This is a genomic window from Collinsella sp. AM09-41 (genome assembly GCF_003473245.1).
Lineage (GTDB): Bacteria > Actinomycetota > Coriobacteriia > Coriobacteriales > Coriobacteriaceae > Collinsella.
The window spans coordinates 554399-567530 of sequence record NZ_QRMJ01000001.1 but is presented as its reverse complement, the minus strand read 5'-3'; the positions used below and the strand labels follow the sequence as shown (position 1 = coordinate 567530).

General features: G+C 56.3%; 12 protein-coding genes and 1 tRNA gene. 7 read left to right on the top strand and 6 right to left on the bottom strand.

The window, feature by feature from the left end; genetic code table 11:
- Positions 1-146: 146 nt before the first annotated feature.
- Positions 147-222, bottom strand: a tRNA-Thr gene (locus DW112_RS02515).
- Between the two features lie 207 nt (positions 223-429).
- Between DW112_RS02515 and DW112_RS02510 the strand changes: the two genes are divergently transcribed.
- A complete protein-coding gene (locus DW112_RS02510) occupies positions 430-912 on the top strand; it encodes a PTS sugar transporter subunit IIB (RefSeq protein ID WP_117637050.1) in 483 nt (160 codons plus the stop codon).
- A gap of 326 nt (positions 913-1238) precedes the next feature.
- Here the strand turns inward: DW112_RS02510 and DW112_RS02505 are convergent, their stop codons facing one another.
- Positions 1239-2291: an aldose epimerase family protein gene (locus DW112_RS02505; RefSeq protein WP_118328257.1), complete on the bottom strand. Its 1053-nt coding sequence runs from the start codon at positions 2289-2291 to the stop codon at positions 1239-1241.
- 206 nt (positions 2292-2497) lie between these two features.
- On the opposite strand from DW112_RS02505, the gene DW112_RS02500 reads away from it, so the two are divergent.
- Positions 2498-3262: a DeoR/GlpR family DNA-binding transcription regulator gene (locus DW112_RS02500; protein ID WP_233503117.1), complete on the top strand. Its 765-nt coding sequence runs from the start codon at positions 2498-2500 to the stop codon at positions 3260-3262.
- Between the two features lie 14 nt (positions 3263-3276).
- Here DW112_RS02500 and DW112_RS02495 read toward each other — a convergent pair whose 3' ends face one another.
- Together DW112_RS02495 and DW112_RS02490 are read right to left on the bottom strand one after the other, a co-directional pair.
- Positions 3277-3582, bottom strand: a complete 306-nt coding sequence (locus DW112_RS02495) for a type II toxin-antitoxin system RelE/ParE family toxin (RefSeq protein ID WP_158549313.1) — start codon at positions 3580-3582, stop codon at positions 3277-3279.
- On the bottom strand, positions 3572-3838 hold the full coding sequence (locus tag DW112_RS02490) for a type II toxin-antitoxin system Phd/YefM family antitoxin (protein WP_117640149.1): 267 nt from the start codon (positions 3836-3838) through the stop codon (positions 3572-3574). The genes DW112_RS02495 and DW112_RS02490 overlap by 11 nt, the downstream gene beginning before the upstream one ends.
- A 302-nt stretch (positions 3839-4140) precedes the next feature.
- On the opposite strand from DW112_RS02490, the gene DW112_RS02485 reads away from it, so the two are divergent.
- Together DW112_RS02485 and DW112_RS09925 are read left to right on the top strand one after the other, a co-directional pair.
- Positions 4141-5511: an ATP-binding protein gene (locus DW112_RS02485; RefSeq protein ID WP_117797502.1), complete on the top strand. Its 1371-nt coding sequence runs from the start codon at positions 4141-4143 to the stop codon at positions 5509-5511.
- A gap of 106 nt (positions 5512-5617) precedes the next feature.
- On the top strand, positions 5618-5764 hold the full coding sequence (locus tag DW112_RS09925; RefSeq protein ID WP_158549314.1) for a hypothetical protein: 147 nt from the start codon (positions 5618-5620) through the stop codon (positions 5762-5764).
- 435 nt (positions 5765-6199) lie between these two features.
- Here DW112_RS09925 and lacG read toward each other — a convergent pair whose 3' ends face one another.
- Entirely contained in the window at positions 6200-7639 is a 1440-nt protein-coding gene (gene lacG, locus DW112_RS02480; protein ID WP_117797501.1) for a 6-phospho-beta-galactosidase, read from the bottom strand.
- A 66-nt stretch (positions 7640-7705) separates the two neighbouring features.
- Positions 7706-9475, bottom strand: coding sequence for a PTS transporter subunit EIIC (locus DW112_RS02475; protein WP_118328256.1), 1770 nt, complete (start codon positions 9473-9475; stop codon positions 7706-7708).
- 357 nt (positions 9476-9832) lie between these two features.
- Here DW112_RS02475 and DW112_RS02470 point away from each other — a divergent pair, with 357 nt between their 5' ends.
- From DW112_RS02470 to DW112_RS02460, 3 genes are all read left to right on the top strand, one after another.
- Positions 9833-10837, top strand: a complete 1005-nt coding sequence (locus DW112_RS02470) for a LacI family DNA-binding transcriptional regulator (RefSeq protein WP_117629880.1) — start codon at positions 9833-9835, stop codon at positions 10835-10837.
- Between the two features lie 214 nt (positions 10838-11051).
- Positions 11052-11390: a PTS lactose/cellobiose transporter subunit IIA gene (locus DW112_RS02465; RefSeq protein WP_089572387.1), complete on the top strand. Its 339-nt coding sequence runs from the start codon at positions 11052-11054 to the stop codon at positions 11388-11390.
- Between the two features lie 464 nt (positions 11391-11854).
- Positions 11855-12868 (top strand): hypothetical protein, encoded by a 1014-nt coding sequence (locus DW112_RS02460; RefSeq protein ID WP_147330253.1) that lies wholly within the window; start codon positions 11855-11857, stop codon positions 12866-12868.
- The last annotated feature ends 264 nt before the right edge of the window (positions 12869-13132 follow it).

Here is a 13132-nt window from a genome sequence, read left to right as displayed (position 1 = left end):
ATTTCACTTTGGTAAATCCCCGCCCCTAAGCATTAAACCCGAAGTCCACCGAGTGGGCCGCTGTTGACGTGGCGATGCTTGGATTGGCACACACGCACTCAAAATCGAAAACAAAAAAGCCGCCCGAAGGCGGCTATCTTGTGCAATGGAGCCAGCGACCGGGCTCGAACCGGTGACCCCCGCTTTACGAGAGCGGTGCTCTACCAACTGAGCTACGCTGGCGGCCATGTGGTGACGCAACTGAGGCGTCAACGGCTGTCTATGATACGGGACATCGCTCATCCGCGCAAGTGTTCTGACGGCTTTTCTCACTTTAAATGCACTAATATTAGAGGCGTGATGTCTGCAGTGCCCATTTGTTACTTGACCTGCTGTTGAGTTGGTGGTCGACGTCCCGCTCGTATGGGTCTCAAACAGAATGGGGCAGCCATGGCTCAACCCAAGATTCTTCTTACGCGTATCGATGACCGTTTCATTTACGGGCAAGACGTTGAGCTGTGGAACGAAGCCGTGGGTTCCAACCTTGTCCTAATCGTCAACGATGAGATCGCGGCGGATTCGCGCCAATGGGCACCAATGAGGGTGGCGGTGCCAGAAGGCGTTTGGACGCGGTTTTTCTCGGTGCAAAGGACTATCGACATCATTCATACCGCAACGCCGCGTCAATGGATCTTGATCATAGTGGCCTCACCCGCCGATGCGCTCGCGCTGGTTAAGGGTGGTGTGCCAATAACCAAGATCAGCATTGGCCATATGCAGGCAGGGGAGGGCAAGCGCTCTGCAACGCCTACCATTGCCGTAGACGATACGGACATCGCCGCCTTCAAAGAGTTGCAAAAGCTCGGCATAGAGCTAGAAATCCGCTATCTCCCCAGTTCCGCCCCCGACCCCATTGGCAATCTGTTCAACTGATCCCTTGGGGACGGAGGAAAACGGATCATTTTGCCCTTGCGAGGGACGCGCGCGATGCCGCCTGTCAAAAACTATGCCCATTTACTACGTTTGATTGGCTATCGTCGAGCATGTCGAATTTGAGATAAACAAAACCGCAGGTATACTGCTCACAAATGTAACAAAAACCGGTGCATGGTCGAGCATCCCGGGCTAAACGTAGTAAATGGGCATAGTTTTGATATGTCACTCATACAGTCACAGAAAAAACGAGCCTAAAAGATGAAAAAGCGCCCGCTGGCGGTGGTGCCGGCGGGCGCTGCTGTGCGATATGTCGCGTTGCGGGCTTAGTGCCTCATAAAGTGGTATTCGATCACATTGCTGTAGGGATGGCCCGGGCCCACAATGCCCTGCGGGAACAGAGGCTGGTGCGGCGTGTCGGGGTACATCTCGGCCTCGAGGGCAAAGCCGGCGCCCCAGCCATAGTTGGCATCGTCCTTGGCGTGCTCGTCGCCCAGCCAGTTGCCGGTGTAGAGCTGCACGCCCGGGGCAGTGGTGTAGTAGTCCATCTCACGACCGGTCCACATCTCCTCGACGTGCATCGCGCGGCGCAGGTTGCGGCCGTACTGATAGCCATCGATGCACAGGCAGTGATCGTAGCCACGGGCCTGCTTGATCTGCGGGTCGTCGGCCTCCATGCCGGGTGCGACGGGGCGAAGCTCGCGAAAGTCAAACGGTGTTCCCTCGACCGGAGCAATCTCGCCGGTGGGGATGTTCTGCTCGTTAATGGGCAGGTAGTGGGCGGCGTTGGCGACAAAGAAATGTTCGCAGTCCATGCCGGCGTTATGGCCTGCAAGGTTAAAGTACGTGTGGTTGGTCATGGACACGTAGGTGGCGCGGTCGCTCTCGCAGCCATAATCGATGCGGAAGACGCCGGTGCGCGTAACGGTAAACACGGCCGTAAAGGTTCGGTTGCCGGGCAGGTCCAGCTCGCCATCCTTAAGCGAGGTGGTCATGCGCACGGCGTTATGGACCTCGTCGAGCTCAACATCCCACACACGTTTGTGCAGGCCGTGCTCAAGGTCGCTGTGCAGGTTGTTGGCGCCCTCGTTGGCGGGCATATGCCAGTCCGTGCCGTCGATGGCGATCGTGGCGCCAGCGGTGCGGTTTGCCACAGGGCCGATGGTCGCGCCAAAGCAGGCGGGGTTGTCAAAGTAATCCTCGAGCTTATCGAAGCCCAGCACCACATCGCGCACGTTGCCGGGAATGTCGGGCACATCGATACCAAGCACCGTGGCGCCATAGTCCATAATGCGAACGCAGATCTCGGGCCCGTCGAGGGTGTAACGATGAACGGGGGTACCGCACGGCGCGGTGCCGAAAAGCTCGGAAGTGATCATTTGGTTCCTAACATCGAGGTATTTCCGACAAACTGTAGCGCGAACAGGCGAGATTATCACTACACCCCACTAAAGCTGGGGGTAATTTTCTCAAAAAAGTGATGATTGGAGCTGTGCGGGCGTTCATTTTTGACGCGTACGAGTCTGATACAATTTGTTCGTTACTGTTTGAATGATATGCGCGCAAAGAACGGCGAGGATTCATCGTGATTAAGGCAGAGCGACAGGATAAGGTTCGTCAGCTGCTCGAGGAGCAGGGCACGGTCTCGGTCAAAGAGATTTCGGATGCGTTGGGCGTTTCGGACATGACGATTCGCCGCGACCTCGAAGAACTTGCGAGCCTAGGCGAGATTGAGCGCGTGCACGGCGGAGCCCGCAGTGCACAGGGCCGTCCGCACGCTATGTTGCGCCATGAGTATTCGCACAGCGAAAAGCGCACTAAGCATGCCGAGGAAAAGCTGCAGATTGCGCGCCGTGCTGTGGAGCTTATCGAGGAGGGCTCGACCATCTTTTTGGGCACGGGCACCACGGTTGAGCAGATGGCCTCGATGCTGCCGACGTTTCGCCTGCGCATTGTGACCAATTCGCTTTCGGTGTTTAACCTGCTCGAGGCGCGCGAAGACTGCGAGCTGTGCCTCGTGGGCGGTATGTACCGTCGCCGCACCGCCGCTTTTGTGGGACCAACGGCCGAGGATACCCTGCGCGCGCTGGGCATCGATGCGGCGTTTATCGGCGCCAACGGCATCTTGGACGGTGACGTGTCTACGTCCAACATGGACGAGGGCCGTATCCAGCAGCTCGCCTTTAGCAAGGCCGACTCGCGCTACCTGATCGCCGACTCCAGCAAGATCGGCAAGCGCGACTTCTACACCTTCTGCCGCCTGGACAATTTGGACGCTGTGGTGTGTGAGCCGGGTATCGCCGCCGAGGACCGCACTGCCATCGAGGAGCACACGCAAGTCATTTGCTAGCGAGTGCCGCCGTGCTAGACCAGGCGGGCGTAGTCCTGTGACTGGTGAAAGACGTGGGCGATATAGATTGTTTCGCGCTCAAACTTGTAAAGACAGGTGTAGTTGTTGACGGGAAACGATCGGTAATTACGTGCCGCCAGCTCTTGCATGTGTGAGAGAGGTCGTAGGAGCGGCTGCTCGCGAAGCAAATCAAGTTGATATTCAAACTCAGTGACAAAATTGCCCGCTGCGCGCGGATTCTTGAGGATTTGGGCAAGGTATCCGACGATACTCTCGTACTCATATCGCGCGCTTTTGAGTATTACGACGTTATAGGCCATATTTGTCTCGTATCGAGGTCGCGAAGGTGTCATAGTCGCTATAGTCGCCTTGCGATATCTCGTTTTCTGCCAGCATTATACGAGACAGCAGCTTGGCTTTGGCGATTTCGTCTTGCATGAGGCGATATTGGTCGCTGCTGATGCAGTGCATGGCCTCGTAGCCGTTCTTGGTTACGGTGACGTCGTGCTCGGACTCAACAAGCGCGGTGAATGTGGCAGTGTCCTTCATGTCTCGGACGGGCACACAGATGGGCATAGGTATCTCCTTCGCATTGGGACATAATTGTACCACGCCGTATCGAATAGTCGGCATCGTTGAATTGTCTCAATCTGTAACAGGTAGACGTCCAAAACCGGGTTTAGTGTTACAGATCGAGACGGTGAGGCATAGCATCCGTTATGCGTAAAGCTCGGTATTACTGTATGTCTCAACCATTGCAATGGTCGGTATTTTTGTAGCTATAAGCTCATTTAAAGCTCGGTATTTTTGTATTATTAGATATATCTGAAGGTCGGTATTTTTGTAAACTAGCACGTAAATTATGCTGAGGTGAGATTATGTTTAAACGGAAGGCATATGATCGTCTGCAGGAGTGGAAAGAACGCTCGCAAGGGCGCACTGCGGTGCTTATTGAGGGTGCAAGACGCGTTGGCAAAACGACGCTCGTCAAGTGCTTCGCGCAAAATGAATACAAGGATTATCTGTACATTGACTTTTCGGCTGCTAGCAAAGCCACGCTCGATATATTTCTGAACCATCGTGAAGATGTCGATCTTTTTTTACGCATGCTTCAGCTGCAGTATGGTAAGGCCCTCGAACCGAGAGAGTCGCTGGTCATTTTTGATGAAGTGCAGCGGTTTCCCATCGCGCGCGAATACATAAAGCATCTTGTAGAAGACGGCAGATTTGATTACATCGAGACAGGCTCTCTTGTCTCCATCAAAAAGAATGTCGATAGCATTGTCATACCGTCAGAGGAAGAAAGGATCCCTCTCGAGCCCCTCGATTTTGAGGAGTATCTTTGGGCGACCGGAAAAGATCTTTATGCAGAAGAGATCCGTAAAGGGCGCGAATCTCGGACCGCGCTTCCGGACGGCGTTCATGCGACGTGCATGAGATTATTTGATGAGTATATGCTTGTCGGTGGTATGCCTCAGTCGGTCGACTCCTTTGTGGCAGAGAATGATTTTAGAGGATGCGACAGGGTTAAACGGCAGATTATCGCACTGTACAGGGAGGACATTGCCAAGTTTGGAGGTTCGGACGCTAGACGTGCGCGGGCGGTTTATGACGATATTCCGGGTCAATTATCTGCGGCAAATAAACGGTTCAAATTTGACAGCTTGGAGAAGGGGTCCCGTTTTGAGACATATGAGTCGGCGTTAATCTGGCTTGAGGATGCGCGACTGATTAACCGTTGCTATTTATGCAGTGATCCGAGCGTGGGTTACCGCCTGCACGAGGACGCGTCTTCGCTTAAATGCTATATGGCGGACACGGGATTGCTCGTGAGCTTGGCGTTTGATGATGGTCCGGACCTTATGGATGTTCATAGAGACATTCAATTTGGAAGAATTTCAATTAATAAAGGAATGCTAATCGAGAACATCGTGGCGCAGCAGCTTAAGAGTCTGGGGCATTCGCTTTTTTATTACAGCTGGCAGGAGCCTTCCAAAACAGAGGGGAGTCGGCCCAGAACGCGTGAAATTGATTTTCTTGTTTCGCGCGGCTTTGAAGACGCGGCTGGAAAACCGCGGGTCACTCCTGTTGAAGTTAAATCTTCCAAATCGTATTCAACAATCTCGCTTGACGATTTCGGCAGACGATTCGAACGACGAGTCGGAGAAGAGATAGTTCTTCACCCAAAACAGCTCAGGGCTGAAGGGCATAGGATATATCTACCTCTGTATATGACGATCTTTATCTGATCGACGGCATGCGGTCCTGTGGCTCATTGAACCGCAGGACCGTGTATCGTTGGGGGTTTATTGTGATAATGCGCGCAAGCTAAGCCGGGGATCGAGTTTTCGGGATATGTCGGTGAAGTTCCGTCACCGCGGACTGGGTGTCCGTGCGCCCGACGAGGTCGTTGCGTGCCTAGAAGCCCCGAGCTCCAGAAGCCGTACGCTTGTTTCGGGCGTGCTGGTCGAATGCTCCAGCGTGAAAGACCTACGGGTGTAGCTTGCTCGGCCTGTTTGTCTCGATCTGTAACAGTTAGGACTGAAAAACTCGGCTACGTGTTACAGGTTGAGATTTTTAGGCTAGGTCTAATCTATTCATCTCGATCCGTAACAGGTAGGGGAGAAATAACCCGCCAGATGTTACAGATTTAGATTGAGAGGGTTGGCTCGTGCGTTCATCTTGATCTGTAACAACTAGGACCCAAAAACTTAGCTAGATGTTACAGATTGAGACTGAGAGGATTGCCCTGTGTGTTCATCTCGATCTGTAACAGTTGGGGCCGAAACCGCGGGTCAGATGTTACAGATCGAGACAAACGGCTCCCGGTCCGCCCAAACACAAAGGCCGGGGGCGGCGCGCCGTGTGACGTGCCGCCCCCGGCTGAGAAATGGGGACAAGTTATGTGAGCAGGGCAATTACGCCAACTGCAAGCCACTAGTCCAGACGACGGGTCTGCGCCACGTGCTTGTACCAGTAGGCGCTTGCCTTGGGCGTGCGCTTCTGGGTTTCAAAGTCTACGTAGAAGAAGCCGTAGCGCTTGTTGTAGCCGTTGGTCCAGGAGAACTGGTCCTGCAGGCTCCACAGGAAGTAGCCGCCCACGTTGACGCCCACCTCCATGGCCTTAAGCAGCCAGCGCAGGTGCTGCTCGATGTAGTCGATGCGCGGCTGGTCGTCCACAAAGCCGTCCTTGTAGGGGTCCTTGTAGCCCATACCGTTTTCGGTAATGAAAATCTGCTTGTAGTTGGGGTAGCGCTGTTTAATGTAGACGAGCAGATCGAACAGACCCTCGGGATAGATGATCCAGTCCCAGTCGGTGGTGGGGATGCCGGGCTTGTTCACATGCTCGCCAATGCCCTTGACGCGCCAGCGGCCGGTGCCCTTCTCGCCCGTGCCGTTGTGGTGCAGGTCGTTCTCGCCGTCGTAGGCCTTGAGGAAACGGCACTGGTAGTTGTTGACACCCAGGTAGTCGTTGTAGAGCGCGGCCTCGCGCATAATCTCGAGGTCCTTGTCCAGGATCTCGATGGTGCCGCCCGAGACGGCAGCCAGGCGGTTGGCGCACTCGAGGGTGTCGGGGGCATAGTCGCCGCGGAAGGTGGCGTCAAGCAGGAACTGGTTTTGCAGCACGTGCTCGTTGTTGGCGGCCTTGATGTCGGCGGGGTCGTTCTCGTTGAGCGGGTACTTGAACTCCAACGACTGAATGACGCCGATCTTGCCCTTAAAGCCGCCGTTGTGGAAGGCCAGCACAGCCTTGGCGTGGGCAAGCATCATGTTGTGCTCGCACTGGAAGGCCTCGGCCAGATGAGCTTTGACGCCGCCGGGGAAGGTGCCCTCGATGTAGGTGTTGGAGGCGTCAGCCCAGATCTCGTTAAAGGTGAACCAATAGGTCACCTGGTCAGCGTATTCCTTAAAGCAGAAGGTGGCAAAGTCCACAAAGGCGTCGATGGTCTCGCGATTGAGGAAGTCGCCCTTCTCAAAGAGGGGCAGCGGCGTGTCAAAGTGATGCAGCGTGACAAACGGCTCAACGTGGTGCTTGTGGCACTCGGCAAAGAGATCGTGGTAGAACTGCACGCCCTCGGGGTTTACCTTGCCAGTACCCTCGGGGAAGATACGGCTCCAGGCGATGGAGAGGCGGATGCCGTTGATGCCGAACTCCTCGCACAGCTCCAGATCGACGGGGTACTGGTTGTAGAAGTCGGAGGCGGGGTCGGGGGAGAAACGGCCCTGGGCCTCCAGGAAGTCGTCCCAGGCGACCTTGCCCTTTCCGTGGGTGCGGGTCTCGCCTTCTACCTGGTAGGCAGCGGTGGCGCCGCCAAAGACAAAGTCCTCGGGAAACTGCGCGGGCGGGTTGGTGACGCTGGCAGGGTTAACGGACATGATGATCCAATCGTTTAAATCGAAGGGCCAGCCGGTCTTGGATAGTCGGCTGGCCCTAAGCGTTACTTACTTCGACAGCTGCTCGCTCACAAAGGCGAGAGACTTGTCGCCGTTCTGGGAGAGCTCGATGTATTGCTTACCGCGGCAGGCGACGCACTTGTTGCCCACGCGCTCGCAGTCCTTCTGCAGGTCGGCCAGGTAGCTGGCGGCCTGCGGGGCCAGGACGACCAGGTCAAAGTCGGGAAGCATGTCCACGTGGTTGCCATAGGCATCGGCGGCGGTCTCAAGATCGATGCCGCGCTCCTTGGCGGCCTTGGCCAGTGCGTTGGCGAGCAGGCCCGAAGTGCCGCCGCCCTGGCAGAGCACGAGTACGCGCTTGCCGTTGAGGTCGCTGGCGGCCGTAGCTTCGGTGGCGGCAGCAGCGGGGGCAGCGTCGGTCTTTACGACCTCGGCAGCGGCGCCGGCGGCAACACTCTTGGCGTCGGCCTTACCCTGGAAGGCGTCGTTGAGCTTGGCGGCCTTCTCGGCGTTCTTGGCGGCGAGCTCCTCCTGGGAGATCTCGGCCTCCTCGGCGCACTTCTGGGCGTCATAGGCACGGAAGAACGGGTAGTACAGGGCAAAGTCGATGACTAGGATGATGGCGAGCATCACAAAGGCGAGCGGCTGGAAGCCCAGGCCCATGATGGTGCCGATGGGGCCGGGGACGGTCCAGGGCAGGGTGTACATAAAGCCGTTCATGCCCAAGAAGTCGATAAAGACCTTGAGGATCCAGATGTTGGCGATCGGGGCAAAGACAAACGGGACAAAGAAGACGGGGTTGAGCACGATAGGCGCGGCGAACAGCAGCGGCTCGTTGACGGCAAAGCACACGGGGACGATGGCTGCTTTGCCGACGGCGCGCATCTCCTGGGACTTGGCCAGGAAGCAGAACATAAAGACCAGGACGAGCGTGGCGCCGGTGCCGCCCATGCAGACGACGAAGTACTGGGCTCCCTGCGTCAGGACGGCGGTGGCGTGCTCGCCGGCCTGGAATGCAGCCAGGTTGTCGGTCATGTTGGCAACGAGAGCGGCGGCGATGGCGGGCTCGACGATCGAGGGGCCGTGGACGCCGACGAACCAGAAGAGGCTCATAGCGCCGTAGATCACAGCGAGGCCGATATAGCCGTCGGCGGCGGTGAACAGGGGCTGGAACACCTGGATGACGCCCTGGGCAAAGCAGAAGCCAAAGGCAGCGCGGAAGACGATGTCAAAGACCCAAAAGACGGTGATGCAGACGGAGAAGGGGATGATGTCCTTAAAGGTCTGCGAGATGTTGGGCGGAACCTGCTCGGGCATCTTGACGGTGATGTTGCGCTTAATGAAGAACTTGTAGATGATGCCGGTCACAAACGCAGCGATAAAGGCGGTCAACAGGCCTTTGGAACCAAGGTAGGTGGTGTTGAAGCCGCTGGCAGCATCCGTGGCGATCGTGTCGCTCGAAAGGAGCAAGAAGCCGATGATGGCTGCGCACATGCACGAGATGAAGTTGATCTGGTTGTTCTTGGGTAGATCGCGGTTCTGGGCGTCGGCGAAGTGCTTGGTCGTGGTGGCGGCGCAGGCGATGGCCAGAATGCCCATGGAGTAGTTGTAGCACTTCCACAGGGCGTTGTTGATGTCATCGGGCCAGTAGAAACCCCAGATGTTGGGGACCGAGGCTACCAGGCAGAAGATGGACGAGAAGATGATGATGGGGATGACGGAGATAAAGCCGTCGCGGATCGCCTTGAGGTACTTGTTGCGGGCGATCGCGTTGAAAAAGGGCTGGCCCTTTTCGATGATGGCGATGAGTTGCTCCATGCAATGCTCCTAAGAGTCGGTGGGTTAGCAACGATGGTAGCTTTTGACGTTCGGTTGCCAAAATGTTGACGTTGCCATTTTGCGGCACAAAAAAAGACGCGAACCGGTGGCCCTTGTGCCTGTGGACCGTCGATTCCTTGCGCGTAAACGTTTGAGCCGCCCGGTGGCTCTGTGTTTGCACAATGGCAACGTTAACATTTGGGCGACAAAAGCCGCTCGGGGAAGCAGAATTGTCGGTGAACGGTAGGTTTTGGGTGGTAAGCGTATCGTTGGGGAGGCGTTGGATATACTTAAAGGTGTTCAAAATGACTGCGCAGGATGTCTTCAATGGCATCGTTGACATAGAAAGATCGACCTATGGCCGCTGTTAAAAAATCGGTTTCCGTTAAGGACGTGGCGCGTCTCGCGGGCGTCTCGGAGCAGACAGTCTCGCGTACGGTGCACGATTCGCCCAGCGTGCGCCTCGAGACCAAGGAGCGCGTGCGCGCCGCCATGCGCGAGCTGGGGTATCGCCCCAATTTTGCCGGTCGATCGCTGCGCCGCGGCAAGTTTAAGACCGTCGGCGTCGCCATGTTCAACATTACCGGCACCGGCAACCTCGACCGTATGGAGGGCTTTGCCGCCGCGGCCGACAAACATGGCTATGCCATCACCCTCACTAAAGTAGACGGGCATCCGTATACCCTCGAGAGCGCATCGTCGCGCATGAGCGCGCTGCCGGTGGATGGCATGGTTGTGATCATGAATCGCATGCCGGCGGACTTTGGCACCTTCGAGCCGCTGCCCGGTATGCAGACGGTGCTCGTTACCATGCTGGAGCACCCGCTCTGTTCAACAGTCGATAACGACCAGTTCGATTGCTCGCGCCAGGTGGTCGAGTACCTGCTGGAGCAGGGGCACAAGACCGTGCACTTTATCTCGTGCCCCGAGCGCTCGCTTTCGGGCATGCGTCGCGAGGAGGGCTGGCGCGAGACATTGCGCGCGCATGGTATTGAGCCGCCGCGACTCGTCCGTGGCGATTGGACGGCACAGAGCGGATATGCCGCCGGCCAGGTGCTTGCGGACGATTCGAACTGCACAGCCATTTATGCTTCCAACGATGCCATGGCCTACGGCTGCATTCGCGGGCTCGAGTCGCGCGGGAAGCACGTGCCCCAGGACGTAAGCGTGGTGGGTGTTGACGATAGTTTGGGCGATATCGTGCCCGATCGTCGCCTGACTACGGTGCGCTTTGACAACAAGCGCGTCGGCATGTGGGCGGTCGACAAGATTGCCGGCGCCGAGGGCGCTGCACCCGGTGTGGAGCACATGCTGTTTCCGGGTGTGCTCGTCGAGGGCGATACGGTGCGCGATATACGCTAGGGTGCGGACCTGTTTGGGTTGCCGCTAATTGTGTTTGAGAATGTTCAGATTGGTTTAAAAACCGTTCACGGGTGAAAAGCAACCGTTCATAGCTCGAAATTACGTTTTGCGCTGTTCTTTTTTGTTTGAATGTTAATGTTCCTGCCATACACAGCGCAGCGCGTATGCCCGGACGCGATGCTCTCCGTTGGTTCATATGTGAAAGGAACGCAATATGGCAACCAAAGAAGAAATCTCGATGGTTGGATTTGAGATTGTCGCATACGCGGGCGACGCCCAGACCGATCTGCTTGCAGCGCTCGATGCTGCTCGCGAGGGTGATTTTGAGAAGGCCGAGCAGCTGCACAAGGATGCCAGCGATGCACTTATCGGCGCCCACGACACGCAGACCAAGCTGCTTTCGCAGGAGGCCGGCGGCGGCGAGATGGAGATGACCTTCATCATGGCTCACGCTCAGGACACTCTCATGACCACCATGATCCTGGAGAAGCAGACCCGCTTTACCATCGATGCCTATAAGCGCATCGCCGCACTCGAGGCTAAGCTCGCCTAACGAGCTCTCACAACCAAGTCCCCTTCCAAAAGCTCTGCCGCTACCCGCGGCAGGGCTTTTCTGTTTACCCGGCACTTGGGGACGTTCCTTATCTGCCGGCAGTTTGGGACACTCCTGCCATGCATTCGATCCTTTGAGGATGGAAGAAACCGGGTCATTAGGTTTGCTGCGGTGCCGACTCGGTCTGTCGGTTACAAAACTATGCCGGTTTACTACGATGAATCGCATTCTTTCAACTATGGAAAGAACAGCGTTATCAAAGCCGCAGGTAGAAAGCTTGTCATTTTCTGCTAATAGCAAATGTGGTCGGTCCTATCGGTTTTATCGTAGTAAACCGGCATAGTTTTGAAATGGCACTATTCGACTAGCAGCGTTATGGAGCTTCTGCACGCCCTCCCGTTCGGTTTTTCGATGGGTGGGTATACTTTCCACCGCAATACAGGCCGGAATGAGGAGGCATCCAAATGCCGGATAACGGGTCAATACAAAAAAGAGACGCGCACGAGATGGCTCATGGGCGTCCTGTCCAGATAACCGAGCACACGACGGTAACCGAGCTGCAGCCCAGCCTGTCCGATGTCGTGTGCGCAAACAAAAAGCTGCAGATTGGCTTTATCGTTGCACTCGTGGTACTGGCGCTGCTGTCGGGCTTTGTGGCTCGTCCGCATTTTGCCGATACCAAAACATGGGACTCCACCATCGAGGTCATCGACCAAAAGAAGGGCAACGTTTTGGCGCTCACGACCTCGTGCGTGGCGCTGTCTGCGGGCATTACCGCGCTGCCGGGTGATACGGGAACGCCGGTTGCCGAGCAGCTCGCGCAGCTTTCGGGTAACTTGGGCATCGTGCTTGCCGTGCTCTACCTAGAGAAATATTTGCTCACGATTTTGTGGTCGGTTGGCTTGGGCATCTTAATCCCGTTTGCGCTGGTGCTCTTTGCGGTCTCGCTTGGCATTCACGGACGCTGGAGCACGAGCGCTGTCCTGCGCCGCGTGGCGACCCGCGTGCTGGTGGTTGCCGTGATCGGCATGGCCTTGGTGCCTGCAAGCGTATGGGTGTCGCAAAAGGTCGACGAGACGTATCGGGTGAGCATCGAAGCGGCCGAGCAAAAGGCGGCCGACGCTGCGGGTGCGGCAGACGGCAATAGCTCCAAAACGAGCAAGAAAAAGTCCGAGTCCACAGAATCCAAGAACGTGCTTGAGCAGCTTGCCGACGGTGCCTCGGGTCTTGTCGCGTCGGTGACCAACGGCGCCAAACAGATGACCGATGAGATTGTGCAACAGGTGACCGATCTGATCGAAGGCGTCATCGTGATGATTGTGACTTCGTGCGTTATTCCATTGCTGGTGCTCGCGGCGTTTCTGTGGCTGGGGCACACGCTGCTGGGGATCGATATTTCCGGCCCGGCGAACTATTTAACGGGACGTTTTCTGAGCGCTCCGTCCAAACATGCCAAGAAGAGCGGGCAGTCTGAGTAGGCGGCAAAGCGATCTTTGGAAGATCAACCGTAAGAAGGGCGGCCGAGACACGTTCTCGGCCGCCCTTTTGTTTGTTGAAGACATGGTCGCTACGTCTGCGCCGGGCTCAAACGGTCGGCAATCAACCGTAAACGGTATTTGTTCAAAAAAGAACAAAGTTAAACAAATAATGGTTGCAACCTATGTTCGAATGTGTTCAAATAAACATGAACAGTGAAGAACCGCACATTCAGATGCCCGGACCTGAGCGCGATTCAACACTTC